This is a genomic window from Kocuria varians (assembly GCF_006539885.1).
GTDB lineage: Bacteria > Actinomycetota > Actinomycetes > Actinomycetales > Micrococcaceae > Kocuria > Kocuria varians.
Genome location: NZ_BJNW01000002.1, coordinates 149,139 through 173,887, shown reverse-complemented (window position 1 = coordinate 173,887; position 24,749 = coordinate 149,139). Strand labels below are relative to the sequence as shown.

Genomic DNA, 24,749 nt, shown 5'->3' with positions numbered 1-24,749 from the left:
CCGCGGCCCCGGGCGGCGTCGTGGCCCCACGACACGAGGAGCAGAGATGCACGAGGACCCCACCCCCGCGGACGCACGCGTGGAGAACAAGCAGCAGATGCCGTCGGGCGGGACGAAAGGCACGTCGTTCGACCCCCTGAACATCGAGCTCGGCGAGCTGGACCGGAAGATGGGCGTGGAGGTGGAGGAGCAGTCCGCCGAGCGGATGGTCGCCACCATGCCCGTGGAGGGCAATCGGCAGGCGCTGGGGCTGCTGCACGGCGGGGCCTCCGTGGCGCTGGGGGAGATGCTGGGCTCGTGGGCCGCGGTGATCCACGGCTCCACGATGGGCAAGGTGGCCGTGGGCACGGACATCAACGCCACGCACCACGCCTCCGCGAAGAGCGGGCGGGTCCGCGGCGTGGCCACCGCCATCCGGCTGGGCCGCACCATGACCAGCCACGAGGTGGTCATCACCCACATCGACACCGGCCGGCGGCTGTGCACGGTGCGCATCACCAACTACCTCAAGGACGCCTCCGGCGAGTGAGGCCGCGGGGCACCGGGTGCAGTGACATCTGAGGCGCGATCTGACGCGGAGCCGCCCGTTTTAGCGGGCATGTCGCGCCGCAGATGTTTTGACGCCGCGGGGTGGGTCGGCGCGCCGGTGCGGCGTCGTCGTGGTCCCGACGGCGCTGGGCCGGGCCGCCTCCAGAGGGCACGCAAGCGCCCCGGTGCCGCGTCATGGTGCGGCGCCGGGGCGCTTGGTCGTCCGCGGGAGGGCTGAGGAGCCCCTCCCGCGGACGGGGTGAACGCGGAGGCCGGGTGCCCGGAGAACGTTGGCCTGGTGACCGTGCACCGACCTCCGCGAGTCTGGATCAGTCCTGCCGCGGGGTGCGGATCAGAACTGGGCGCTCTCGGTGGAGCCCTTGAGCGCGATGGTCGAGGAGTTGGGGTTGACCACCTGGGAGACCAGGTCGAAGTACCCGGTGCCCACCTCGCGCTGGTGCTTGGTGGCGGTGTAGCCGCGCTCCTCGGCGGCGAACTCGCGCTCCTGCAGCTCCACGTAGGCGCTCATCTGGTTGCGGGCGTAGCCGTGGGCCAGATCGAACATCGAGTAGTTCAGGGCGTGGAAGCCGGCCAGGGTGATGAACTGGAAGCGGAAGCCCATGGCACCGAGCTCGCGCTGGAACTTGGCGATGGTCTCGTCGTCCAGGTGCTTCTTCCAGTTGAAGGACGGCGAGCAGTTGTACGCGAGCATCTGGTCCGGGAACTCCTCGTGGACCGCCTCGGCGAACTGCCGGGCGAGCTCGAGGTCCGGGGTGCCCGTCTCCATCCAGATCAGGTCCGAGTACGGTGCGTACGCCTTGGCGCGTGCGATGCAGGGCTCGATCCCGTTGCGGACCTTGAAGAAGCCCTCCGGGGTGCGCTCGCCGGTGATGAACTCGGCGTCCTGCTCGTCGATGTCCGAGGTGATCAGCGTGGCGGCCTCGGCGTCCGTGCGGGCGATGACGATGCTCGGGACGTCCTCCACGTCCGCCGCGAGGCGTGCCGCGTTGAGGGTGCGGATGTGCTGCTGGGTGGGGATCAGCACCTTGCCGCCCAGGTGGCCGCACTTCTTCTCGGAGGCCAGCTGGTCCTCCCAGTGCACGCCCGCCGCACCGGCGTCGATCATGGACTTCATGAGCTCGAACGCGTTGAGCGGCCCGCCGAAGCCGGCCTCCGCGTCCGCGACGATCGGCGCCATCCAGTTCTCCACGGTGTGGACGTCCTCGGCGTGCTCGATCTGGTCCGCACGCTTGAGCGCGTTGTTGATCCGGCGCACCACCTGGGGAACGGAGTTCGCCGGGTAGAGGGACTGGTCCGGGTAGGTCTGGCCCGCCAGGTTGGCGTCACCGGCGACCTGCCAGCCGGAGAGGTAGATGGCCTTCAGCCCGGCCTTGACCTGCTGGACCGCCTGATTGCCGGTCAGAGCGCCCAGAGCATTGACGTAATCCTCCGAGTTGAGCAGGTACCAGAGGCGTTCCGCGCCGCGGCGCGCGTTGGTGTGCTCTTCTCGAAAGGAGCCCTGCAGACGCAGGACCTCCTCGGGGGCGTAGTCACGGGTCACACCCGCCCAGCGCGGGTTCTCCTCCCAGTCGCGGGCGAGTTCGTCGGCGGTGCGCAGGTTGCTGTTCTCGTTGCTCATCTCGGTCTCCTTCGATCGGTCGAGCCGGCGGTCTTCCTGGAAGCTCCGCACGGGTAACTTGATGTGCTCCACTTTTGCCGCGATCTGCACCCGCGCCTAGAGGTTTTTCGTGTGAAGAAAACGCTTTCTTCACGCCTGGGAAAGTTTTTCCTAAACTCGGACTATGACCCCGGACACAGAACCCCGCAGGCGCCGTCGCACCGCCGACGCCGCTCCCACCTCCACCGGCAACGCTGCCGCCGCACGCGCAGGCCGGGTGACGCCGCCGGCCACCCCGCGCACGGGGCGCACCGGCGCACCCGGGGTGCGGGCGGCGTCGTCGTCACCCGAGGTGCCGCCGGAGGAGGCGGGGGATCCCACGGACCCGATCGTGCTGGGGCGGCGCATCCGCTACCGCCGCAAGCGGATGCGGATCACGCTCGAGGAGCTCGCGCGAACGGCGGGGATGGCACCGTCTGCGCTGTCGCTGATCGAGAACGGGAAGCGGGAGCCCAAGCTGAGCGCGCTGTCCGCGATCGCCGGGGCCCTGGACATGGGGGTCGAGCAGCTGCTGGGCTCCAAGGCCCCCTCCCGGCGCATGGAGCTGGAGATCCAGGTGGAACGGGTCCAGCGCGGGACCATGTACGCGGCACTCGGACTGCCCACCGTGCGTGTGGGACCGGGGATGAGCACGGAGACGCTCGAGGCGCTCGCGGCACTGCAGCAGCAGCTCGGCCACCGCCTGGAGGAGCAGGCGGCCACGCCGGAGGAGGCCCGGCGCGCCAACACGCAGCTGCGGGCCCGGATGCAGGGCGTCAACAACTACTTCGAACGCATCGAGACCATGGCCGCGGAGCTGCTGGCGGCCATCCAGCACACGGGCGGGCCGCTGTCCGAGCACCACGTGTCCCGGCTCGTGGAGCATGTGGGCTTCGAGATCCACCAGGTCCCAGATCTGCCGCACTCCACCCGCTCCGTCACGGACCTGCGCAACCGGCGCTTCTACCTGCCCTCCAGCTCGGGGGCCGGGTCCCCGTGGTCCGTGCTGCTGCAGGCGGTGGGCCACTACCTCCTGGAACACCGCAGGCCCGCGAACTACGGGGAGTTCCTGGAGCAGCGGGTGGAGACCAACTACTTCGCCGCGGCCATGATGATCCCGGAGGCCTCCGCGGTGGAGCTGCTGGGCCGGGCGAAGTCGCAGCGGGAGCTGTCCGTGGACGACCTCCGGGACGCCTTCGCGGTCTCCCACGAGACCGCCGCGCACCGCATGACCAACCTGATGACCCAGCACTTCGAGATCCCCACGCACTTCGAGAAGGTGCACTCGTCCGGGATCATCCACAAGGCCTGGCAGAACGACGGCCTGCAGTTCCCCACGGACCACAGCGGCGCGGTGGAGGGGCAGCGGGCCTGCCGGTTCTTCTCCGCGCGCCAGGCGTTCTCCGGCACCAACCGGCTGCTGTCCCACTACCAGTACACGGACACCCCGCACGGCACGTTCTGGTGCTCCGCGCGTGTGGAGGGCTCCGAGCACGGGGAGTTCTCGATCTCCTTCGGCGTGCCCTACGAGCACGTCAAGTGGTTCCGCGGCCGCGCCACCAGCTACCGCCGCACCTCCACGTGTCCGGACCCCGCGTGCTGCCAGCAGCCGTCCCCCGCGCTCGCGGAGCTGTGGGACGGGCAGGCCTGGCCCTCCGCGCGGCCTGCGACCCACATGCTCGCGGCCATGCCCGCCGGGGCGTTCCCCGGGGTGGACGAGACCGAGGTCTTCCGCTTCCTGCAGCGCCACGCCCCGACCGTTGAACTGGGCGGGGACCTCGCGTAACGTCCATCACGTTCCTACTGCCGCGTAGGTCGACGCGGTTGCGGTGCGGGGCGCTCCTGCGTAGCGCGCCGCACACCGGACGACGACGCCGCGCGGCCCCCTTGTCCGCGACGAAAGGCCAGTGCCATGTCCATCTCCACGTGCGACCTCTACGACGAGCGCGGCGACGAGCTGCAGTCCGTGACCAGCCAGTTCATCTCGGTGGGTGGCCTGCACCAGTTCACCGGGCCGATCCGCACCGTGCGCTGCTACGAGTCCAACATGGACGTCAAGAAGCTCGTGGCCACCCCGGGCGACGGCGCAGTGCTCGTGGTGGACGGACAGGGCTCCATGAACTGCGCGCTGCTGGGCGACAACGTGGCCCGCACCGCCATGGAGAACGGCTGGGCCGGGCTGGTCATCAACGCACCGGTGCGCGACCGTGTGAAGCTCGGGACGCTGCAGATCGGCATCAAGGCACTGGGCACCAACCCGCGCAAGTCCTCGCCCAACGACTACGGCGAGACGGACGTGATCGTCACCTTCGGCGGCGTGGTCTTCCGCCCCGGCAAGACCCTGTGGGCGGACGAGGACGGGATCCTCATGGAGCGCTGAGCCGGTTGACCGGCTCGTACGCGAAGGGCGCGACCTCTCCAGGTCGCGCCCTTCGTCCGTCCCTGTCGTGGACGGTTCGTGCTACTTCTTCTGCACGAACGTGGTGCCGTTCCAGCCGTACTCGAGGATCTTCCCGGTGGGGGCACCCCCGCGCGCCATGTCCTTGACGATGATCGTGGGCTCTCCCGCGGCGTCGATCTGCAGCCCCGCCGGGTCGTGGGGGTAGGACGGGAACACGTTCGCCTCGGGGATGGTGCCGTTCGAGGAGTAGCCCGTGGTGGTCGGGGAGACCACCGTCACGCCCCTCCCGCTGCTGAGGTAGAGGTTGCCGTACCGGTCCACGGGGGTCTTGCCCGCGATGTCCCAGGTCTGGTCTCCGATCACCGGGGCGGGCCCGAAGGAGACCAGGGTCGTCGCGTCCGGGTTGGTCTCGTAGTTCGCAGGCTTCCCGTTCCAGTACGCCGCGAAGCTCGGCTGCTTGCCCTGCGGAGCGGTGTCCGCGTGCACGACCCGCTCGTAGGACACGATCTCCATGGCCCCGTAGACGGGGTGCTGCACCTGGAACCGCCCGGTCACGGTGCACACCCCGGCGCAGGGATCATCGACTGCGGGCAGGGACGGGGCCGCGGCGCCCGAGTTCGGGGGTGAGGCCGGAGTACTCCCCGCCGGAGCGGAGGTGGTTGCCGCCGCAGTGGGTGCGGTCGACTGCTCCGCAGGAGCCGCGGACGCCGTCCGGCTGTCCGTCGTGGTGCTCGGCGTCGCGCTCGCCTCGCTGCTCGCGCCGGCGCTCTGGCTCGCGGCGGGCGACGACGCCGCGTCGGCGGTCTGCGGGGACTGCGCTGCCTGCCCGCAGCCCACCAGCAGCGGGAGTGCCAGGGCGGCGGTGGTCAGGGTTTTGGTCTTCGTGGAGTGCATCTCGGTCACCTCGTCGGTTGGGGAGATCTCTGTGATCGCCAATACATCCACCCTCCGCCGGCACGTTTACGATCGCAACCAGCTGAAGTCGAATCGTGACCGCTTTTCCGGCCGCCCCCGCGGCATCCGATCTCGGCCGGCTGCCGGGCTCACGCCTTCTGCGCCACGAACTTCGAACCGTCCCACGTCCAGTTCACGGTCTTGCCCGTGAACCTGTGGTCCTTGCCGACGACGACGCCGTGCCCTCCGCCGTCGTGCTCGTCGCCTGGGTGGTGGCCTGGGAGGGGGAGGCGTCCGTGGCGGCGGCGGGCTCTGCGCCCTGGCCGCAGCCGACGAGCAGGGGCAGCGCGATGGCTGCGGCGGCGAATGTCGTGATCCTGGTGGTCTGCATCGTCATCACCTCTCCAGGACGCGAGTCCTGCGGCTGGTGGTGCCCGGCGGTGCGCCGGGCCCCCGAGCTTCCACCCTGCGCCAGTGTGTTTGCCATCGCAATACCATGTGATCGAATCGTGACCGGTTCTCGGAGGAGTTCACCCGGGCACGCGGAAGGCGCGACCCCGCACGTGCGGGATCGCGCCTCCTGCGCCGGGCGCCGTCGTCCTGCGAGGCACCCGGACCGTCCCCGGCACGCGCTCCTACGGCGTGCCGGGGACGGGTGTCACTTGTCCTGGACGAACTGGTTGCCGTCCCAGCTCCAGGTCACGGTCTTGCCGGTCTCCGTGCCGTCCTTGTCCACGACCTTCTGGATGACGGTGGGGGTGCCCGCACCGTCGATCTTCAGGCCCGCACGGGAGAACGGGTACTGGGAGTCCTTGACGCCGGGCATGGTGCCGTGGGAGTCGAAGCCCTGGTCCGTGGGGGTCAGCACGGTGACGCCGGAGTCGTAGGAGAGGTAGACGTTGCCGAACCGGTCCACGGGCTGGTCCTTGGCGACCTCCCAGGTCTGTCCCGCCAGCGCCTTGCCGCTGGAGAAGTTGACCTCCTTGGTGCCCTCGGGCGAGGACACGAAGCCCACGGGGCGGCCGTTCTGGTAGACGGCGTAGCTCGGCAGGCCCTCGGAGGGTGCGGCTCCGCCCGAGGTGATCGTCAGGTACGAGACGATCTCGAGCTTGCCGAACTTCGGGTGGTCCACCGAGATGCGCGAGGTCTCCGCATCCGTGCCGGCGTTCGGGTCCTTCACCTCGGGGAGGGTCTGGGGTGCGCTGCTCTCAGCGGGCTTGGGTGTGGCGTTCGCCGTGGAGGTCGCCGCGGGGTCCGCGGTGGTGCCGGCGGCGGTGTCGACCGACGTGGTCTGCGTTCCCTGTGCCGGGGCGGCGCTGGAGGTCGAGCTCTGGGACGCCGACGACGCGGTCTCGGAGGCCTGGGAGGGCTGAGCGTTCTGTCCGCACCCCACGAGCAGCGGGACGGCAACGGCCGTAGCGGCAAGGGTCAGGGTTTTCTTGGACTGCATCTCGATCACCTCTCGTCGGGAGACTTCTTCGATCTCGAACACGGACCACACTTCCGGCCCTAATTTGCGAATGCAATACCTGTGACCGAATCGTGACCCACGGCGGCCCGCCGCCCGGGGTGCCGGGTGACGGGCCGCCGTCGTCAACCCCGCTCCGATCTGCGGAGACGGGGTCTCAGGGCTCAGGAGTAGTCGTAGAAACCCTTTCCGGACTTCTTGCCCAGCTCGCCCCGGGCCACCATGTCACGCATGAGCTGCGGGGGAGCGAAGCGCGGTCCCAGCTCGGACTCCAGGTACTCCGCGATCCCGAGCCGCACGTCCAGGCCCACGATGTCCGTGAGGGCCAGCGGGCCCACCGGGTGCTTGTAGCCGAGCACCATGGCGTTGTCGATGTCCTCCGCAGAGGCCACACCCTCCTCGGCCATGCGGATGGCCTCCAGCCCCAGGGCCACGCCCAGGCGCGAGGACGCGAAGCCGGGGGCGTCGTTGACCGTGACCGGGGTCTTGCCGATCCCGGCGACCCACTGCAGCGTGAGCTCCCGCAACTCGTCACCGGTGCGCTCGCCGATCACGATCTCCACGAGCTTCGAGGCCGGCACCGGGTTGAAGAAGTGCATGCCGCAGAAGCGCTCGGGGCGTTGCAGCTCGGCGGCGAGACCGTCGATGGACAGCGAGGACGTGTTCGAGGCGAGCCACGCGCCCTCGGAGAGGTTGGCCTCGACCTCTTGCAGCGAGGAGACCTTGAGGTCCCACAGCTCGGGGACGGCCTCGACCACCAGCTCGCAGTCCGCGAAGTCCGCGTAGTCCACGCTGACCGCGAAGTTCTCGGTCCACACGTCCAGGTTGCCGTCGATCTTCCCGCGCTCCAGGGACTTCGCGAGGTCCGACTCCACGCGCTCCTTGGCGGCCTCCGCAGCCTGCGCGTCCACCTCCACCACGGTCACGTGCGCGCCGGAGATCAGGAACGCGTGGGCGATCCCCGCGCCCATGCGCCCGCCTCCCAGCACGCCCACGGTCGCGGGAACGGTGCTCTTGGTGCTCTCGGTCATTTCTTCGACTCCTTCTTGCGGTCCAGGAACGCTTGCATGCGGTCGAACTTCGCCTGCGACTCGAACAGGACGGCCTGTGCCAGCTCGTCGACGTGGGGGTGTGCCTCGCGGGGCATCGCGAAGACCCGCTTGGAGATCCGCACGGCCAGCGGATCCTGCGCGGCGATCCGGTCCGCGAGGGCGTCCGCCGCGGCGAGCAGCTGCTCCGGCTCGTGGATCTCGGTGATCAGCCGCGCGTCCAGGGCCTCCTGCGCGGAGAGGATGCGCCCCGCCATGAGGATGTCCTTGGCCAGGGCCTCGCCCGCGAGCTCCTTGAGCCGCCACAGCGCACCCGCCGCGGCGATGATGCCCAGCCCGGTCTCCGGCTGCCCCACCTTCACGCGGGGCGTGCCGATCCGGAAGTCCGCGGCCCACGCGAGCTCCGCGCCGCCGCCCAGGGCGTAGCCGTCGAGCGCCGCGATCACGGGCATGGGCAGCTTGGCGATCCGGTCGAAGAGCTGCGAGTTCACGCCGCGCAGGGCGTCCTCGCGGCGCCGCTCGCGCAGCTGGGCGATGTCCGCGCCGGAGGCGAAGATCCCCTTGCCCTTCACCTCGGTGCCGCTGAGCACCAGGATCTTCGGCTCGCGCTCCAGGTGACCGCACACGGTGTGCAGATCGTCCACCATGACCTCGTCGATGGCGTTGCGCACCTCCGGGCGGTCCAGGGCCACGTGCATCCTGTCCGGGGTCTCGGCCACGCGCAGGGCCTGGAAGTCCTCGGCCCACGGAGGGGTGTTCTCGTTCGTCACGGCCGGATCACACCCGCTCCACGAGCAGGGCGGCGCCCTGGCCCACGCCGATGCACATGGTGGCCAGGCCCTTGCCGGTGCGCTCGCGCTCCATGCGACCCATCAGGGTGATCACGATCCGCGACCCGGAGGATCCGAGGGGGTGGCCCAGGGCGATCGCGCCGCCGTCCCGGTTGACGATCTCCGGGTCCAGGCCCAGGCGGCGGATGGAGCCGAGGGACTGGGTGGCGAAGGCCTCGTTGATCTCCACGGAGCCGAGGTCCTCGACGGCCCAGCCCGCGCGCTCGAGCACCTTCTGGGACGCCGGGACCGGGCCCAGGCCCATGATCTCGGGCGCGAGACCGGCGGAGCCGCCGGCCACCACGCGGGCGCGGGCGTTGAGGCCGTACTTGGTCACGGCCCGTTCGCTCGCCACGATCACGGCGGAGGCGCCGTCGTTGAGCGAGGAGGAGTTGCCGGCGGTGACCACGGAGCCGCCCGCGACCACCGGGCGCAGCGTGGCGAGGACCTCCACGGTGGAGCCCTCGCGCGGGCCCTCATCCGTGTCCACCACGGTCACGGCGCCCTTGCGGCCCTTCACCTCGACCGGCACGATCTCCCGCTCGAAGTGCCCGGCGCGGATGGCCGCCAGGGCCTTCTCGTGGGACTGGGCGGCGAAGGCGTCGGCGTCCTCGCGGGTGATGCCGTCCACGCGGGCGACCTCCTCCGCGGTCTCCGGCATGGAGTACGTCATCTTGCCGTCGCGGGACAGAGGCCCGTCCAGGAACGCGGGGTTGGTGAAGCGCCAGCCGATGGAGGTGTCGAAGGCCTCGCCGGGCTTGGCGAACGCCGTGGTGGGCTTGGCCATGACCCACGGCGCCCGGGACATGGACTCCACACCGCCGGCGACCACGACGTCCGCGGCACCGGAGTTGACCATCTGCGAGGCCAGGGTGATGGCGGACATCCCGGACGCGCACAGGCGGTTCACGGTGATGCCGGGGACGGTGTCCGGGTAGCCGTTGAGCAGCCACGCCATGCGGGCCACGTTGCGGTTCTCCTCCCCGGCGCCGTTGGCGTTGCCCAGGATCACCTCGTCCACCAGCGCCGGGTCGATCCCGGCGTCCTCGACCACCGAGCGGAGGCACAGGGCCGCGAGGTCGTCCGGGCGGACGGAGGACAGGGCGCCGCCGTAGCGGCCGACGGGTGTACGGGCGCCTCCGACGAGGAAGGCTTGGGGCATGGAGGACATGGCTACTCCTGGCTGGGGCGGATTACTGACCGATCGTTCACTGCTCAGGTTCCCCGATCGTGTGACCTGCGTCAATCGGTGACGCGGCGCCGGGGGCGGGTGAGGAGAAGGCCCGGCATCCATCGGGATGCCGGGCCGGTTCCCGGGTGGTCGTGCCGCCCCGTGGCCGTAGTTCCGGCTGCGGGGCGATGTGCCCGCGGCGCCTGCCCCTCACGGGGCCGGGTGCCGCGGGCGCGGCGTCAGTGCCGGGGGTCGCTTGCGACGGCGGGGCCCTCCTCGGGCTCACCGGCGACGGCGGGCACGTGCTCCCCGGGGTGCGTGCGGAGGTACTCCTCGTGCACCTCCGCGACGTGCAGGTCCTTGCCCTGGTCCGACTTCCTCACGAAGCACACCGCGATGAAGGACACCAGGGAGATCAGCGCGATGTACACGCCGATGCTCCAGGCGTGGCCGGTGCGGGCCAGCAGCAGCTCCGCGATCATGGGGGCGAACGCGCCGCCGATGATCGAGCCCAGGGCGTAGCCGATGGACACGCCGGAGTAGCGCACGCGGGCCGGGAACATCTCCGCGTACATGGCGGACTGCGGGCCGTAGGAGGGGCCCAGGCCGATGGTCAGCACGAAGATGGCCAGCGCGAACAGCGGCAGGGACGCCGTGTTGAGCAGCCACCACATGGGCACGGCCCACAGGATGATGATGGCGTAGCCGATCTGGAACGTGAGCCTGCGCCCGATCTTGTCCGACATCCACCCGCCGAGCATGGTGAAGATGAGCCAGCCGACGCCGCCCACGAGGGAGGCGACGAGCGTCTCGGGGCGGGACATGTGCAGCACCTTGGTCCCGTAGGACGCGAAGAATGCGATGACCAGGTAGCCCGCGGCGTTGTTGCCGGCGAAGATCAGCGCGGCCAGCACGACCTCGCGCCAGTTGCTGCGGAAGAGTTGCCCGAGCGGCGCGGAGGACTCCTTGGCGCGCTGCTGCATGGCCAGGAACACCGGGGACTCGTCCACGGAGCGGCGGATCAGCCAGCCCACGAAGATCAGCACGATGGAGAAGAGGAACGGGATGCGCCAGCCCCAGGACTCGAACTGCTGCGGAGTCAGGGCGGTGCTCAGGCCGAACATGAACAGGGTGGCCATGAGCATGCCGATGGGCACACCGATCTGCGGGTACGCACCGTAGAGGCCGCGCTTGTTCACGGGCGCGTGCTCCACGGACATCAGCGCCGCGCCGCCCCACTCGCCGCCGGCGGAGAAGCCCTGCAGGATGCGCAGCAGCACCAGCAGGATGGGTGCGGTGATGCCGATCTGCTCGTACGTGGGCAGCACGCCGATCAGCGTGGTGGCCGCGCCCATGCCGAACAGGGTCAGCACGAGCGTGACCTTGCGGCCGAAGCGGTCACCGATGTGCCCCGCCACGATCGCGCCCAGCGGGCGGAACAGGAAGCTGATGCCCAGGGACGCCCACGAGACGACCTGGGCGAGCTGCGCGTTCTCCGCACCCAGCGGGTTGAAGAAGTGCGCGGCCAGGATAAAGGCTGCGGCCTGCGCATAGATGAAGAAGTCGTACCACTCGATGGTGGTGCCCACGAGCGTGCCCGCGAGGACCTTGCGTTCCTCGCGGGTCATGGTGTGCGCCGGCGTGGCGGGCGCGGTGGTGGATGCCATGGTGGATCTCCAGAATCTTCGGGCCGAGGGGTCCGTGGTGCCAGAGGCGGGGGCCTGAATGCAATAACCGACCGATTGGTCTTGAAAGCAGAGTGTACGCACGGGTGTGAGCCGCGTCACCGTGTCGTGTATTAAATCGTATATGTTACGACGCCGCCGGGTTGCGTGTGGTGTGCGCCGACGTCGACGCCGTGCGGCGGCCGGGTTGCCTGCCGCGCCGCACGCGGCGGACACGCCACGGTCCCGGCCCCTCCGCGGAGGTGCCGGGACCGTGGGCGGGGCGGTGCGGCGTCGTCGTCGTCGCCGGCGCCCGCCGTTGAGGAGCCGCTCAGAAGAGGCGCTGCGAGGCGATCCGCGCGCCCTCCACCAGCGAGCCGAGCTTGGCGAGCGCGATCTGCGGGTGCAGGCGCCCGCCCAGGCCGCAGTCCGTGGAGGCGATGACGTTCTCGCGGCCCACCACGGAGGCGTACTGCTCGATGCGCTGCGCCACGAGCTCCGGGTGCTCCACGCCGTTGGTCGAGTGGGAGACCATGCCCGGGTAGACCACCTTGCCCTCGGGCAGCGGGTGGTCCTCCCAGACCTTCCACTCGTGGCCGTGGCGGGGGCTCGACGCCTCGAAGCTGTAGCCCTGCGCGTTGATGGTGAGCATGAGGTCCACGAGGTACTTCAGCTCGAGGTCCGTGGTGTGCGGGCCGTGCCACGAGCCCCAGCACAGGTGGAAGCGGACCTGCTCCTGCGGCAGCCCGCGCAGGGCGTAGTTCAGGGCCTCCACGCGCAGGCGGGTGAAGTCCAGGTAGTCCTCGACCGTGGGCTCGGGGTTGATCTGGTCCCAGGACTCGGCGATCGAGGGGTCGTCGATCTGCACGGTCAGCCCGGCGTCCACGATGGCCCGGTACTCCTCGCGCATCGCGTCCGCGCACGCGTAGACCAGCTCTTCGTCGGTCGTGTAGTACTCGTTCTTCACACGGGCGCACGAGCCGGGGGACAGCGCCGCCACGAAGCCCTGCGTGGCGCCGTTCGCGGCCATGGCGTCCTTGACGCGGCGGATGTCACCGGCCACCGCCTCCTGGCCCGTGTAGGTCAGCGGGCCGGTGATCTTGGGCTGGGAGACCGCGTTGCGGTGCGCGAGCACACCGGCCGTGGGGTCCTCGTAAGCGTCCCGGAAGCGCTCGCGGTCCCGGCGGTCCTGGAAGGTCGTGAGCACGATGTGCCCGGGACTCGAGCGGTGCTTCGCCGTGTCCTGCCAGCGGTCCTCGTCCGTGGGCGTCAGCCCGCCCAGGCGGTGGAACGAGTAGTTCCACCAGGCCCCGTAGTCCACGGCGCCGGACGTGGTGTGGCCGTACTCGCCGTCGTTGACGATGTCGATGCCGATCTCACGCTGGGTGCGCACGATCTCCGTGACGCCCTCGTCCAGGGCCTGGCCGAGCTGCGCGAGGTCGATCTCGCCCTGCTGGAACCGCGTGTTCGCCGCGAGCAGCTCGGGCGTGCGGGGCAGGGAACCCACGTGGGTCGTCTGGATCCGGTCGGTGTTGTGGGGCATGGGGTGCCGCGTCCTTTCCATCGGTTCTGGCATTAGCACCGGGTGTGATCCGGTTGCTGCGGCTTGGACGAGCCAGATCTCTGGGCCGCTCTGGATGGGTGCCCCTCCATCCAACAGCACGCGGCGGGGGTGGGACGAATCACAGCGTGCCTATCCTGGGAGCAAGACCCCCTGTGTCAGGTGTCAGGGGGAGCGACCCCTGGCGAAGGAGCCCGCAGATGTCCACAGCACCCCTTGACGGCACGAAGGCACTCGTGACGGGCGGTGCCAGCGGGATCGGCGCCGCCGCCGTGCGCGCGCTGGCCCGCGACGGCGCCCACGTGGTGGTCGCTGACATCGACCCCGACGCCGCGGCGACCGTCGCGGAGGAGGTGGGCGGCGAGGCGTGGGCCGTGGACCTCACGGACACCGCCGCGCTCGCGGAGCTCACCCTGGACGTGGACGTGCTCGTGAACAACGCGGGGATCCAGAAGGTGGCCCCCGTCCAGGACTTCGACCCGGGGGACTTCCACCGGATCCTCACGCTCATGCTCGAGTCCCCGTTCCTGCTGATCCGCGCCGCGCTGCCGCACATGTACGAGCGTGGCTGGGGCCGGGTGGTCAACGTGTCCTCGATCCACGGGCTGCGCGCGTCCGCTTTCAAGTCCGCCTACGTCGCGGCGAAGCACGGGCTGGAGGGGCTGTCCAAGACCGTGGCGCTGGAGGGCGCACCGCACGGTGTCACGAGCAGCTGCGTGAATCCCAGCTACGTGCGCACCCCGCTGGTGGACCGCCAGATCAAGGACCAGGCCGCCCTCCACGGGATCCCGGAGAACGAGGTGGTCGAGAAGATCATGCTCACCGAGGCCGCCGTGAAGCGCCTCGTGGAGCCCGAGGAGGTGGGGGAGCTGATCGCGTTCCTCGCCGGGCCGTCCGCGGGGATGATGACGGGCTCGTCCTACACGATGGACGGCGGCTGGACCGCGTCCTGACGGGCTCACCGGCCGACCGACGGGCCGGGCGACGTCGCCTGGCCCGTCCGCAGCGCCGTGCTCAGCCGGTGCGCCTGGTCCAGCAGTGCGGCCCCGAGCTGCCGCTGCCGCGCCGGGCGGAAGCGTGACTCGATGCCCGTGAGCGAGAGCGCGTAGCGGGGCTGGCCCGAGGCGTCGAACACCGCGGCCGCCATGCCCCAGGAGCCCTCCACGATCCGGCCCGGGTTCAGCGACCAGCCGTGCTCGCGGACGTGCCCCACGAGGCGGCGGACGTGGGCGTCGTCGTGCTGGGTGCCGAGCTCGGCGCGGCGCTGGCGGGTCGCGGCCAGTGCGGCCTCGATCTGGTCCTCGGGGAGGTGTCCGAGGATCGCCAGCCCCGCGGAGGCGACGCCCAGGGGCAGCCGCAGCCCCTCGTGCAGCACGTGGGAGCGCACCGGGAACGAGCCCTCTGCGCGTTCCAGGCAGATCACCTCGTCCCCGCGGCGGGCGGAGAAGAAGGCGGACTCCCCGGTGGCTTCCGCGAGCATGTGCAGGTGCGGGGTGGCGAGGTCCTGCGCGGGGTAGCGCTGCGCGGCGACCGCACCCAGGATGGTCAGCTCGAAGCCGAGCACCCATTCGCCGGCGGGGGTGCGGTCGAGCATTCCCTCGTGGACGAGCGCGGAGAGCAGCCGGTGCGCGGTGGGGCGGGTGAGTCCGGTGCGGCGGGCGATCCCCGCGGTGCTGCCGCCGTGCTCCGTGGTGGCCACGGCCTGCAGAACCGCGGCGACGCGGCCCACCACCTGGGCACCCGGCGTCGTCGTCGGCTCGCTTTCCGGCGCTCGCCGCGGGTGGGCCCGTTCCTCGGAACCTGTCACAGCGCCCTCCCGTGGTGTCCACCATGTGGTCAATCTGTCGTCAGTTTTCCAGAATGTGGCGTGTTCCGCGAGATGTCGGGCTGACCTTTGACCAGGATGTGAACCGTTCCTACCCTGAGAGGCAGATCACACAGGTGCACAAGGCGAAGGGGTGGCATGTCCAAGGTCAGGGAGGGCGTGGCGGAGCTGCTGGCGCAGACGCTACGGGACGGTATGACGCTCGCGGTGGGAGGCTTCGGGCTCTCGGGGATCCCCCGGGACCTCATCGAGGCGGTGCGGGACAGTGGCGTGAAGGACCTCACCGTGGTGTCCAACAACATGGGCGTGGACGGCAAGGGGCTGGGGCTGCTGCTTGAGAACCGGCATGTCTCCAGGGTGCTCGCCTCCTACGTGGGGGAGAACAAGGAGTTCGCGCGGCAGTACCTCGAGGGTGAGCTCGAGGTGGAGTTCACCCCGCAGGGCACTCTCGCCGAACGGCTGCGCGCGGGCGGTGCGGGGATTCCCGCGTTCTACACCGCCACCGGCGTGGGCACCCCCGTGGCGGAGGGCAAACCGACTGCGGAGTTCGACGGCCGCACCTACCTGCAGGAGCGCGGGATCGTGGCGGACGTCGCCCTGGTGCACGCGTGGTGCGGGGACACGGACGGCAACCTGGTCTACCGCCGCACCTCGCGCAACTTCAACCCTGTGTGCGCGGCCTCAGGGAGGATCACCTTCGCGGAGGTCGAGGAGATCGTGGCACCCGGTGATCTGGACCCGGACCACATCGTGACCCCGGGGGTGTACGTGCAGCACGTGGTGCAGTACTCCGGGGCGCCCAAGGAGATCGAGCAGCGCACCGTCCGGCCACGGCCCGAGGGCGCGGCCGAGAACGAAGGAGCGACGGCATGAGCTGGACGCGGGACGAAATGGCGGCCATCGCGGCGTCGGAACTGGCGGACGGGGACTACGTGAACCTGGGGATCGGCATCCCCACGCTCGTGGCCAACACCCTTCCGCCGGGGGTGAGCGTGGTGCTGCAGTCCGAGAACGGTGTGCTGGGCATGGGCCCGTTCCCGTACGAGGGGGACGAGGACCCGGACCTCATCAACGCCGGCAAGCAGACCATCACCCTGCAGCCGGGGGCCGCGATCTTCGACTCCGCCACGTCCTTCGGGATGATCCGCGGCGGACACGTGAAGATGGCGATCCTGGGTGCCATGCAGGTCTCCGAGAGGGGAGACCTGGCCAACTGGATGATTCCGGGCAAGATGGTCAAGGGCATGGGCGGCGCCATGGACCTCGTGGCCGGCACGCCCCGGGTGGTGGTGCTCACCGAGCACGTGGCCAAGGACGGCTCCGCCAAGCTCAAGCACGAGTGCGAGCTGCCCCTCACCGGGGTGGGCGTGGTGGACCGGATCATCACGGACCTGTGCGTGTTCGACGTCGAGGACGCCGGGCTCGTGCTGCGCACCCTGGCCCCGGGCGTGAGCGAAGCAGAAGTGGCCCAGAAGACCGAAGCGACCTACCGGGTGGACCTGGTGGACGTGACCCCCGAATCCGTACCCGTTCAGGAGGAACAGTGACCGAGAACGCCAGTGACATCGTGATCGTCAACGGGGCGCGCACCCCGCAGGGCAAGCTGCTGGGGGCGCTCGCGTCCCTGAGCGCCGTCGACCTGGGGGCGCACGCCATCCGCCACGCGCTGGAGCGTGCCGGCGTGGCCCCCGAGGACGTGGACCACGTCTACATGGGCAACGTGGTGCAGGCCGGCAACGGTCAGAACCCCGCCAAGCAGGCGGCCGTGGCGGCCGGACTGCCCATGAACGTGCCCGCCATGACGCTCAACAAGGTGTGCCTCTCCGGGCTCGTGGCCGTGACCGAGGCGGCGCGGATGATCCGCGCGGGGGAGGCGGACGTCGTCGTCGCCGGCGGCATGGAGTCCATGACCAACGCACCCCACCTGGCCCTGAGTGCACGCAAGGGCAAGGCCTACGGAAACATGACCCTCGCGGACTCGCTGGCCCACGACGGTCTGGTGGACTCCGCGCTGGGTGTGGCCATGGGCGAGCTGACCGAGACCGGCAACACGGAGCGCTCCATCGGGCGCGCGGAGCAGGACGAGGTGGCCGCGCGCAGCCACCAGCTCGCCGGGAAGGCGCAGAGCGACGGCCTGTTCGCGGACGAGATCGCACCGATCGAGATCCCGCAGCGCAAGGGCGACCCCGTGACCGTCTCCGAGGACCAGGGCGTGCGCCCGGACTCCACCGCGGAGAGCCTCGGCGGGCTGCGCCCCGCGTTCGCGAAGGACGGCACCATCACCGCGGGCAACTCCTCGCCCATCTCCGACGGCGCCGCCGCCGTGGTGCTGACCACGCGCGGGTATGCGCAGGAGCACGGGCTGGACTGGCTCGCCGTGGTGGGCAAGCCGGGGCAGGTCGCCGGCCCGGACACGTCCCTGCACTCGCAGCCCTCGCGCGCGATCGAGCACGCGCTCTCCCGGTCGGGGTGGACGGCCGACGAGCTGGACTTCATCGAGATCAACGAGGCCTTCGCGGCGGTGTCCGTGCAGTCCGTGAAGGACCTCGGGGTGGACATGGACGTGGTCAACAGCCACGGCGGCGCGATCGCCCTGGGGCACCCCATCGGGGCCTCCGGTGCTCGGCTCGCGCTGCACGCCGCGATGGAGCTGGCCCGCCGGGGCTCCGGCAAGGCCGCCGTGTCTCTGTGCGGTGGCGGCGGTCAGGGCGAGGCGCTGCTGCTGAGCCGCTGAGGCCGCGCTTCTTTCGCTGACGGCCGGCTGGTGGCCCGTCCCGTGCTGCGGGGCGGGCCACCAGCTCCATCGGCACCTCCCCGCGCTCGGCTCCGCTGCACCAACGGAGCAAGAACCGTTTTTCGACACCGTGTCGAGATCGACCCCCTCTGCATTAACGGAGCAAAGGCCGATTTTCGGCCTCCATCCTGCCTTTGCTCCACCCCACAGCGCGCCAGCCGGGGGCGACGACGCCGCGCTCGCGCCGCTGCCGGGTCCGTCGCCTTTCACCCGTCATCCCTCGTCAACGAAGAAGAGGATCCGTCATGAGTGCTCCCCGTCGGGTTACCAGTCCCGCAGCGTCGTCCGAGCCCGTCCTGGCCCGGGCGATGAGGCCCGTGAACTACGTGGTGGAGCGGTTCATCCCCTCTGCGCTGATCTTCGCCATCGTCCTCACACTGGTGGTCGGTGTCATGGCGCTGGTGCTCACGGACTCCGGGCCCGTGACCGTTGTCGAGGGGTGGGGCAAGGGGCTCTCGGGGCTCCTGGAGTTCATGACCCAGATGGCGCTCGTGCTGCTGCTGGGCCACGCCCTGGCCAGCACCCGCCCGGTGCGGGCGCTGCTCGCCCGGCTGGCCGCCATCCCGCGGTCACCGCTCGCGGCCTATGTGTTCGTCTTCGTGGTTGCCGCGGTGGCCTCGCTGATCACGTGGGGTTTCGGTCTCGTGGTCGGTGGGCTGCTGGCCCGTGAGGTGGCGGCCGAGTTCGCGCGCCGCGGCACCCCGGTGAGCTTCCCGATGCTGGTCGCCTCCGGCTTCTCCGGCTTCGTGGTGTGGCACATGGGCTACTCCGGCTCCGGGCCGCTGACCGCCGCCACGCCCGGTTCCTTCATCGAGAAGCAGGTGGGGCACATCATCCCGGTCTCCGAGACCACGTTCTCCTGGTGGAACATGACCGCGACGGTGGCCACCGTGGTTCTCGTGGCGCTCGCGCTGTGGCTGATCGCACCCCGGGCGGTTTCGCCGACCCACCGCGTCACGGCGGAGGCTTTCGCGCAGTCCGAGCAGCGGGTTGCCGCACCGGTCGTGGAGGCGCCGGCGGACCGGTTGGACGCCTCGCGTATCCCCACCCTGCTGGTGGGGCTCGCGCTCGTGGCGTACCTGGTGATCCACTTCGCCAAGGGCGGGACGGTGACCCTGAACATCGTGAACTGGATGTTCCTCGGGCTGATCTTCCTGCTCTCCCGCAACGCCTTCGAGGTCATGGCCCTCGTGAAGAACGCGGCTTCCAACGTGGGGGACATCCTGCTGCAGTTCCCCCTGTACGCCGGGATCATGGGGATCATGACCGCCACGGGGCTCATCAAGGTGCTCTCGGACTCGATCGTGGCGGTGGCCTCGCCCCAGACTCTGGGCTTCCTGTCCTTCCTCTCGGCCGGACTGGTCAACTTCTTCGTGCCCTCCGGCGGTGGACAGGTGGCCATCCAGGCGCCCATCCTCCTCGACGCCGCGGCACGCCTCGGCGTGGACCCCGCCGTGATCATCATGGCGGTTTCCTACGGGGACCAGTGGACCAACATGATCCAGCCGTTCTGGGCCCTGCCGCTGCTGGCCATCGCGGGTCTGCGAATCCGGGACATCCTGGGCTACACCACCGTGGTGCTCCTGGTGTCCGGGGTGGTCTTCGGTGCGACCATGCTGATCGTGGGCGCGGGGGCCTGACGACGCCGCGGCGAACGGGCCCGCGCGACACGATGGTTGCGCGGGCCCGTTCGTCATGTCCGGTGGGGTCTGTGGGAGTCAGTCCTTCTCGGGGTCCCACCCGGGGATCGTGCCATCCGGGGCGGCGTACTTGGCGATGAGGCTGCAGTCCTTGTCCGCGAGCCCGTCGGCCACGAGCTGCTGGAACCGCTGGGCCACGAGCTCCGCCGCGGGTAGGTTCACGCCCGTCTGCTCTCCGGCGGCGAGCGCCAGGCCGATGTCCTTGGTGGCCAACGCGGCCGAGAACGTGGCGTCGAAGTTGTTGTTCGCCGCGGCGGACTCCGTCATGCCCGGCACCGGGTACCAGGTCTGCAGGGCCCAGGAGTTGCTCGAGGAGACCGAGGCGATCTCCCAGAACACCTTCGGGTCCAGTCCCAGCCGGTCCGCGAGCACGGATCCCTCTGAGCAGGCCTCCAGGCAGATGAACAGCATCATGTTGTTCACGATCTTCGCGGCCTGACCGGTTCCGGCGGCGCCGGTGTGCACCACACGACCGGCCATGGGAGCGGCGACCTCCGCGGCACGCCGGGCCGGTTCCTCCTCCCCTCCGATCATGAACGTGAGGGTTCCGGCCGCCGCGCCGCTGATGCCACCGGAGACCGGGGCGTCCACGAAGGCAAAATCTGCATCGTGCGCGGCGCGGTGCAGATCCTCGGCGGTGGCCACGTCGATGGTCGAACTGTCGATCAGCAGCGCGTCCTTCGGGGCCAGGGCCAGGACTCCGTCCTTCCCGGGGTAGACCGCGCGGGAGTGCTCGCCCTTGGGGAGCATGGTGATCACCACTTCGGCTCCCTCCAGAGCCTCGTGCACGGTGTCGAAGGTCTGCACGCCGCCCTCCCGGGCGGTGGCCATTGCGGCCTCACTGAGGTCGAAGCCGCGGACCTCGTGGCCTGCGGAGACGAGGTTGGCGGACATCGGTGCGCCCATGTGGCCCAGGCCGATCCAGGTGATGGTGGTCATGACGGTTGTCCTTTCGTGGGGCTGGTCAGGAAGTGGCGCGCGCGCCGCGCTCCGCGTCCAGGCGGCGTCGGTCCTCGGCGTCGACCGCGTGCAGCGAGATGCCCTTGGTCTCACGCAGGGTGGCCACCGCGAACAGGGTGATGAGGCACGCAACGGTGATGTAGATCGAGATGGGGACCCACGAGTCGAACCGGCGCAGCAGCGTCGTCGCAATGATGGGAGCAAGTGAGCCCGCCACGATGGAGGTGACCTGGTACCCCAGCGAGACGCCGGAGTAGCGCATCCGGGTGGGGAACATCTCCGCCATGATCGCGGGCTGGCCGGCGTACATGAACGCGTGGATCACGAGCCCCAGGACCACGGCCGCCAGGATGACCCACTCGTTGCGGGTGTTGAACATGGGGAACGCGATGAACGCCCAGCCGATGGCGAGCACCGCACCCGTGGCGTACACCGGGCGGCGTCCGATCCTGTCCGTGAACCGGCCCATGACGGGCACGATGACCACGTGCACGGCGTGCGCCACGAGCAGCAGCAGGAGGATGTTGGAGGTGTTCATCTTCAGCTGGGTGGACAGGTACGTGATCGAGAACGTGACCACGATGTAGTAGAGGATGTTCTCCGCGAACCGGATGCCCATGGCACCGAAGACGCCGCGGGGGTAGCGGCGGAAGACCTCGGCCACGCCGTACGCGGCGCCCTTCTCCTCGATCAGCTCCTCCTGGGTCTCCGTGAAGATGGCGGCGTCGGTCACGCGGGTGCGGATGTAGTAGCCCACCGCCACGATCACCACGGACAGCCAGAAGCCCACGCGCCAGCCCCACGCGAGGAACTGGTCATCGCTCAGGGTGCGCGAGAGGATCAGCAGCACGATCGTGGCGAGCAGGTTGCCGAGAGGAACCGCGGCCTGGGGCCAGCTGGCCCAGAAGCCGCGCTCCTTGTTGGGGGAGTGCTCCGCCACCAGGAGGACCGCGCCGCCCCACTCGCCGCCCACGGCGAAGCCCTGCGCGAAGCGCAGCACCACAAGCAGGGCCGGCGCCCAGTAGCCCACCTGGTGGAAGGTGGGGAGGCAGCCCATGAGGAACGTGGTGGCACCCACCAGGACGATGGCCAGCTGCAGCAGGTGCTTGCGGCCTAACTTGTCCCCGAAGTGGCCGAACACGACGCCGCCGAGCGGGCGGGCGATGAACCCCACCGCATAGATCAGGAACGCCTTGATGATCCCGTCCAGGGGATTTCCGGTGTCCACGAAGAACAGCGGTCCGAACACCAGGGTGGACGCCGTGGCGAAGAGGAAGAACTCGTACCACTCCACCACCGTCCCGGCCATCGACGCCGCGACCACCCGCTTGAGCCCGCTGCGGGTCTCTGCGTTGTCGTTCGGGTCGAGGTCGCTCGGCGGGGTGGCCGCGTGGGCTGTGCTCATCGGGGGATCTCCTCGTCCTTCGCCTGCTGTGACGGGGGTCACGTCTCAGTGGGACCAACCTACGGGCGGAAGGCGCCTGCCTCAATGACCAGAACCATGCCCCGGCCGTGCAAAAATGCACAGGAATGCCACGTGGCGAAGGGCTCGATGACGTGGAAGGGGTCCGCCGTGCGGGACGTGGAGAATCTGCTGCTGCTCCTGGCGGTGGTGCGTCACGGGTCCTACTCGGGTGCGGCCGCCGCTCAGGGGCTGAGCCACACCACGGTTTCCCGGCGCATGGCGAGTCTCGAGGCGAACTCGGGGGCCCGTCTGCTGGTGCGGTCGGACCGGGGCTGGGAACCCACCGAGCTGGGGCGGGAGTATCTGGCCGCCGCGGAGGACATCGAAGTGGCGCCGGGCTCGCTCTCCCCGAGTGCCACGGGCGTGGGCGGCGCCGTGCGGGGTGTGGTGAGGGTTCTCGCCCCGGAAGCCTTCGGGGGCGTTGCCCTCGGGGAGGCGATGCGCAGGCTCTCCCGGACCCATCCCGGCGTCCGGCTGGAGATGATCAATGCCGCGCGGCGTGCCCGGACGAACCTGGTGGGCATCGACTTCGAGGTGGTCGTGGGCCGCCCGGAGGTCTCCCGCAACGAGGCCTTCCACCTGGCCGACTACTCGCTCGGGATGTACGCCTCCCGCTCCTACCTCCGCTCGCACCCGGCCATGCGCGAGCCGGACGACCTGCAGGACCACCCGCTGCTGTACTTCGTGGAGTCCATGCAGGACGTCCCCGAGCTCACGGATCCGCTGCGGCACGTCCCCCGGATGAACCAGCTCGTGGGGGCCACCTCGTCCATGGTGCACGTGGAGCTCACGAGGGCCGACGCAGGTGTGGGCCTGCTGCCGTGCTACGTGGCCGAGCGAGGGGGCGACCTGGTGCGGCTGTTCCCCGAACGCTTCACCTTCCCGGTCTCCTACTGGGTGGTCTCCCGCTCCGACCTGCTGCGCCGCCCGGCTGTGCGCGCCGTCATGGAGGCCATTCGTGCCTCGGTGGGGGATATGGAGGGGGAGCTCGCCGGGTGACCCTGCCGCTTCCGCGTGCCTGCAACAGCGGAGCAGGGGCTGCTTCTTGGCGCGCTGAGCTGCATTTGCTCCACCCCGCAGCATCTTGGCCAAGGGGCGACGACGCCGCGGCGCCCGGCCTGCGCGCGTCTCCCGGGCCTCGGGCTGCTTCAGCGCACCATGCGGATCGACCGCAGATCCCCCACATCCGGGTCGACGAAAACTGTCCCGTCAGCGCGGAAGCCGTTGCGCTCGTAGAAGCAGATGGCGCGCGGGTTGGCCTCCGCCACCCACACCTGGGCGGGACCAGGGGGAAGCGCGGCGTCGAGCAGTGCCTGCCCTGCGCCCGTGCCGTGGTACTCACGGAGAAGGTAGAGCACCCGCAGCTCCCGCTCGCGGGTGGGGTCCGGTTCCACGGGGTGGCCTTCTTCCGCGAAGCCCACGATCGCCCCGGCCACCTCGGCCACCTGGATTCGGTCGCGTCCTTCCGGGTCCGCGAGAAGTTGGGCCCACAGCTTCTGCCGTCCTCGCAGCGCGGCGTCGTCGAAGAACCGCTCCGGGACGAGCCCGGTATACGTCTCCCGCCACGACCGGGTGTGCACCGCCGCGATCTCGGCGGCGTCGGCCGGGAGTGGGCGCCGCAGGGTGAAGGGGGCGTCGGAAGTCATGCGGTCATTCTGGCGGTCATGCGCGCCGTCCGACAGCCTGGCACGGAAGACCTCCCCCGCGAGAGAGCACCGTTGCCCCGCCCGCCCCGCCGCAATAACGGAGCAGATGCTGATTTTCGGCCTCGATGTTGCATTTACTCCACCCCACAGCATGTCTACGCGGAGCGACGCCGCCTCGACGCCCCGCGCCGCCACCCATGCCCGGCGACGCCGCTGAGGGGGCCTCGCCGCAACACGACGCCGCGAGCCCGATGCGGGGCTTTCCGCGGCCGCTGCACTAACGGAGCAGATGCTGATTTTCGGCCGCCATGCTGCATTTGCTCCACTTCACAGCACCCTGCCCGCGCGCTCCGGCCGCCTGCGTCGCCTCCCAGGCAGCGCCCCCGGCGCCGCCTCGTGGGGTGGTCGACGACGCCGCTACGCCAGGATCGCGCGCACGCCCGCCTCGAACTCGGCCGCCATCGTGGCGGTGGGGAGGTCCATGGACTCGCGGGTCTGCTGGGCGGTGACCGCGCCGAGGGCGAAGCGGACCAGGGTGAGCGCCGTCGTCGCCGCGTCCTGCGGGTCGCGGCCGGAGCGGACCAGCGCCGAGGTGAGCAGGGGAGCCGGCTGCATCCCCTCCGGGTCCAGCGCGTGGGCCACGCTCACGACGTCCGCGCCGTCGCGGACCGCGAGCACCATCTCGCGGAAGGCCCCGATGATCTGCGCGGGGCTCCCGCCGGAGCCCGTGAGCGGCGCGACCATCCGCTGCGCGAGCACGGAGAGCAGCTCCTGCTTGTTGGCCACGTGCCAGTAGAGCGCCCCGGGCTGCACGCCCAGCTCCCGGGCGAGGCGCCGCATGGAGAGGTCGCCGAGGCCGTAGCTGCGCAGGATGTGCCACGCGGCGTCCACCACCTGGTCGCGGTCCAGTGCCACGGTGCTCCTCCCTGCTCGCGTGCCCGGTGAGGGTCACGCGGAAACTCTACCGAGCGCTGCGCCGGGTGGGGGCTGGCGTGCCTGTCGGCCCCGACGAGCAGCGGTGGGCTCGGTGGGGCAGGAATGTCGGGCGGTCGGGCTGTCAGGGGTGAGGTGGTGGGTGGATTGCCGCCCACCTGGCGGAGCGGCGTCGGCGATGTCACGCGCAGAGCGCACAGGGA

General features: G+C 70.3%; 23 protein-coding genes and 1 riboswitch. Of the genes, 9 read left to right on the top strand and 14 right to left on the bottom strand.

What is annotated here, in order from left to right; all coding sequences use genetic code 11:
* Positions 1–97 precede the first annotated feature (97 nt).
* Positions 98–529 carry a hotdog fold thioesterase gene (locus KVA01_RS02005; protein ID WP_141268745.1) on the top strand — a complete coding sequence of 144 codons (432 nt, stop codon included), beginning with the start codon at positions 98–100 and terminating at the stop codon, positions 527–529.
* A 351-nt stretch (positions 530–880) separates the two neighbouring features.
* Here KVA01_RS02005 and aceA read toward each other — a convergent pair whose 3' ends face one another.
* On the bottom strand, positions 881–2,167 hold the full coding sequence (gene aceA, locus KVA01_RS02000) for an isocitrate lyase (protein ID WP_068467815.1): 1,287 nt from the start codon (positions 2,165–2,167) through the stop codon (positions 881–883).
* A 331-nt stretch (positions 2,168–2,498) separates the two neighbouring features.
* Here aceA and KVA01_RS01995 point away from each other — a divergent pair, with 331 nt between their 5' ends.
* Entirely contained in the window at positions 2,499–3,971 is a 1,473-nt protein-coding gene (locus tag KVA01_RS01995) for a helix-turn-helix domain-containing protein (RefSeq protein ID WP_141268743.1), read from the top strand.
* A gap of 126 nt (positions 3,972–4,097) precedes the next feature.
* Positions 4,098–4,565, top strand: a complete 468-nt coding sequence (gene rraA, locus KVA01_RS01990) for a ribonuclease E activity regulator RraA (RefSeq protein ID WP_141268699.1) — start codon at positions 4,098–4,100, stop codon at positions 4,563–4,565.
* Positions 4,566–4,646: 81 nt separating this feature from the next.
* Here rraA and KVA01_RS01985 read toward each other — a convergent pair whose 3' ends face one another.
* From KVA01_RS01985 to KVA01_RS01950, 8 genes are all read right to left on the bottom strand, one after another.
* Entirely contained in the window at positions 4,647–5,480 is an 834-nt protein-coding gene (locus KVA01_RS01985) for a hypothetical protein (RefSeq protein ID WP_068467819.1), read from the bottom strand.
* A gap of 193 nt (positions 5,481–5,673) precedes the next feature.
* Positions 5,674–5,967: a hypothetical protein gene (locus tag KVA01_RS01980; RefSeq protein WP_141268697.1), complete on the bottom strand. Its 294-nt coding sequence runs from the start codon at positions 5,965–5,967 to the stop codon at positions 5,674–5,676.
* Positions 5,968–6,138: 171 nt separating this feature from the next.
* Complete coding sequence (locus KVA01_RS01975; RefSeq protein ID WP_233438724.1) at positions 6,139–6,972, bottom strand: hypothetical protein; 834 nt, start codon at positions 6,970–6,972, stop codon at positions 6,139–6,141.
* A gap of 140 nt (positions 6,973–7,112) precedes the next feature.
* Positions 7,113–7,979, bottom strand: coding sequence for a 3-hydroxyacyl-CoA dehydrogenase family protein (locus KVA01_RS01970; protein WP_141268695.1), 867 nt, complete (start codon positions 7,977–7,979; stop codon positions 7,113–7,115).
* Complete coding sequence (locus KVA01_RS01965) at positions 7,976–8,695, bottom strand: enoyl-CoA hydratase/isomerase family protein (RefSeq protein WP_141268739.1); 720 nt, start codon at positions 8,693–8,695, stop codon at positions 7,976–7,978. Before KVA01_RS01965 ends, KVA01_RS01970 begins: the two co-directional genes overlap by 4 nt.
* Positions 8,696–8,774: 79 nt before the next feature.
* Positions 8,775–9,998: a thiolase family protein gene (locus tag KVA01_RS01960; protein ID WP_068467775.1), complete on the bottom strand. Its 1,224-nt coding sequence runs from the start codon at positions 9,996–9,998 to the stop codon at positions 8,775–8,777.
* Between the two features lie 239 nt (positions 9,999–10,237).
* A complete protein-coding gene (locus KVA01_RS01955; protein ID WP_068467778.1) occupies positions 10,238–11,665 on the bottom strand; it encodes an MFS transporter in 1,428 nt (475 codons plus the stop codon).
* Positions 11,666–11,993: 328 nt separating this feature from the next.
* Complete coding sequence (locus KVA01_RS01950) at positions 11,994–13,205, bottom strand: cobalamin-independent methionine synthase II family protein (protein ID WP_068467780.1); 1,212 nt, start codon at positions 13,203–13,205, stop codon at positions 11,994–11,996.
* Between the two features lie 14 nt (positions 13,206–13,219).
* Positions 13,220–13,306: riboswitch (SAM riboswitch) on the bottom strand.
* 117 nt (positions 13,307–13,423) lie between these two features.
* Between KVA01_RS01950 and KVA01_RS01945 the strand changes: the two genes are divergently transcribed.
* Positions 13,424–14,176 (top strand): 3-hydroxybutyrate dehydrogenase, encoded by a 753-nt coding sequence (locus tag KVA01_RS01945; protein WP_068467782.1) that lies wholly within the window; start codon positions 13,424–13,426, stop codon positions 14,174–14,176.
* Positions 14,177–14,181: 5 nt separating this feature from the next.
* On the opposite strand, the gene KVA01_RS01940 is transcribed toward KVA01_RS01945, so the two are convergent.
* Entirely contained in the window at positions 14,182–15,030 is an 849-nt protein-coding gene (locus KVA01_RS01940; protein WP_141268693.1) for an IclR family transcriptional regulator, read from the bottom strand.
* Between the two features lie 156 nt (positions 15,031–15,186).
* On the opposite strand from KVA01_RS01940, the gene KVA01_RS01935 reads away from it, so the two are divergent.
* From KVA01_RS01935 to KVA01_RS01920, 4 genes are all read left to right on the top strand, one after another.
* Positions 15,187–15,921, top strand: coding sequence for a CoA transferase subunit A (locus KVA01_RS01935; protein WP_141268691.1), 735 nt, complete (start codon positions 15,187–15,189; stop codon positions 15,919–15,921).
* Complete coding sequence (locus tag KVA01_RS01930; protein WP_141268689.1) at positions 15,918–16,595, top strand: CoA transferase subunit B; 678 nt, start codon at positions 15,918–15,920, stop codon at positions 16,593–16,595. The genes KVA01_RS01935 and KVA01_RS01930 overlap by 4 nt, the downstream gene beginning before the upstream one ends.
* A complete protein-coding gene (locus KVA01_RS01925; RefSeq protein WP_068467791.1) occupies positions 16,592–17,782 on the top strand; it encodes an acetyl-CoA C-acetyltransferase in 1,191 nt (396 codons plus the stop codon). Before KVA01_RS01930 ends, KVA01_RS01925 begins: the two co-directional genes overlap by 4 nt.
* Positions 17,783–18,087: 305 nt before the next feature.
* Complete coding sequence (locus KVA01_RS01920; protein WP_141268687.1) at positions 18,088–19,482, top strand: short-chain fatty acid transporter; 1,395 nt, start codon at positions 18,088–18,090, stop codon at positions 19,480–19,482.
* Positions 19,483–19,560: 78 nt separating this feature from the next.
* On the opposite strand, the gene mmsB is transcribed toward KVA01_RS01920, so the two are convergent.
* Together mmsB and KVA01_RS01910 are read right to left on the bottom strand one after the other, a co-directional pair.
* Complete coding sequence (mmsB, locus tag KVA01_RS01915) at positions 19,561–20,595, bottom strand: 3-hydroxyisobutyrate dehydrogenase (protein WP_371858562.1); 1,035 nt, start codon at positions 20,593–20,595, stop codon at positions 19,561–19,563.
* Entirely contained in the window at positions 20,507–21,907 is a 1,401-nt protein-coding gene (locus KVA01_RS01910) for an MFS transporter (protein ID WP_141268683.1), read from the bottom strand. The genes mmsB and KVA01_RS01910 overlap by 89 nt, the downstream gene beginning before the upstream one ends.
* 147 nt (positions 21,908–22,054) lie before the next feature.
* Here KVA01_RS01910 and KVA01_RS01905 point away from each other — a divergent pair, with 147 nt between their 5' ends.
* On the top strand, positions 22,055–22,966 hold the full coding sequence (locus KVA01_RS01905; RefSeq protein WP_141268681.1) for a LysR family transcriptional regulator: 912 nt from the start codon (positions 22,055–22,057) through the stop codon (positions 22,964–22,966).
* 149 nt (positions 22,967–23,115) lie between these two features.
* On the opposite strand, the gene KVA01_RS01900 is transcribed toward KVA01_RS01905, so the two are convergent.
* Positions 23,116–23,613: a GNAT family N-acetyltransferase gene (locus KVA01_RS01900; protein WP_141268679.1), complete on the bottom strand. Its 498-nt coding sequence runs from the start codon at positions 23,611–23,613 to the stop codon at positions 23,116–23,118.
* 417 nt (positions 23,614–24,030) lie between these two features.
* On the bottom strand, positions 24,031–24,528 hold the full coding sequence (locus tag KVA01_RS01895) for a TetR family transcriptional regulator (RefSeq protein WP_141268677.1): 498 nt from the start codon (positions 24,526–24,528) through the stop codon (positions 24,031–24,033).
* Positions 24,529–24,749 lie beyond the last annotated feature (221 nt).

Excerpts from the sequence above, each read along its gene's own strand:
- KVA01_RS01980 (WP_141268697.1), bottom strand. The coding sequence starts at position 5,967 with ATGGCAAACACACTGGCGCAGGGTGGAAGCTCGGGGGCCCGGCGCACC.
- KVA01_RS01955 (WP_068467778.1), bottom strand. The coding sequence starts at position 11,665 with ATGGCATCCACCACCGCGCCCGCCACGCCGGCGCACACCATGACCCGC.
- rraA (WP_141268699.1), top strand. The coding sequence starts at position 4,098 with ATGTCCATCTCCACGTGCGACCTCTACGACGAGCGCGGCGACGAGCTG.
- aceA (WP_068467815.1), bottom strand. The coding sequence starts at position 2,167 with ATGAGCAACGAGAACAGCAACCTGCGCACCGCCGACGAACTCGCCCGC.
- KVA01_RS01965 (WP_141268739.1), bottom strand. The coding sequence starts at position 8,695 with ATGCACGTGGCCCTGGACCGCCCGGAGGTGCGCAACGCCATCGACGAG.
- KVA01_RS01905 (WP_141268681.1), top strand. The coding sequence starts at position 22,055 with ATGACGTGGAAGGGGTCCGCCGTGCGGGACGTGGAGAATCTGCTGCTG.
- KVA01_RS01960 (WP_068467775.1), bottom strand. The coding sequence starts at position 9,998 with ATGTCCTCCATGCCCCAAGCCTTCCTCGTCGGAGGCGCCCGTACACCC.
- KVA01_RS01945 (WP_068467782.1), top strand. The coding sequence starts at position 13,424 with ATGTCCACAGCACCCCTTGACGGCACGAAGGCACTCGTGACGGGCGGT.
- KVA01_RS01970 (WP_141268695.1), bottom strand. The coding sequence starts at position 7,979 with ATGACCGAGAGCACCAAGAGCACCGTTCCCGCGACCGTGGGCGTGCTG.
- KVA01_RS01900 (WP_141268679.1), bottom strand. The coding sequence starts at position 23,613 with ATGACTTCCGACGCCCCCTTCACCCTGCGGCGCCCACTCCCGGCCGAC.
- KVA01_RS01910 (WP_141268683.1), bottom strand. The coding sequence starts at position 21,907 with ATGAGCACAGCCCACGCGGCCACCCCGCCGAGCGACCTCGACCCGAAC.
- KVA01_RS01935 (WP_141268691.1), top strand. The coding sequence starts at position 15,187 with ATGTCCAAGGTCAGGGAGGGCGTGGCGGAGCTGCTGGCGCAGACGCTA.
- KVA01_RS01920 (WP_141268687.1), top strand. The coding sequence starts at position 18,088 with ATGAGTGCTCCCCGTCGGGTTACCAGTCCCGCAGCGTCGTCCGAGCCC.
- KVA01_RS01930 (WP_141268689.1), top strand. The coding sequence starts at position 15,918 with ATGAGCTGGACGCGGGACGAAATGGCGGCCATCGCGGCGTCGGAACTG.
- KVA01_RS01985 (WP_068467819.1), bottom strand. The coding sequence starts at position 5,480 with ATGCACTCCACGAAGACCAAAACCCTGACCACCGCCGCCCTGGCACTC.
- KVA01_RS02005 (WP_141268745.1), top strand. The coding sequence starts at position 98 with ATGCCGTCGGGCGGGACGAAAGGCACGTCGTTCGACCCCCTGAACATC.
- KVA01_RS01950 (WP_068467780.1), bottom strand. The coding sequence starts at position 13,205 with ATGCCCCACAACACCGACCGGATCCAGACGACCCACGTGGGTTCCCTG.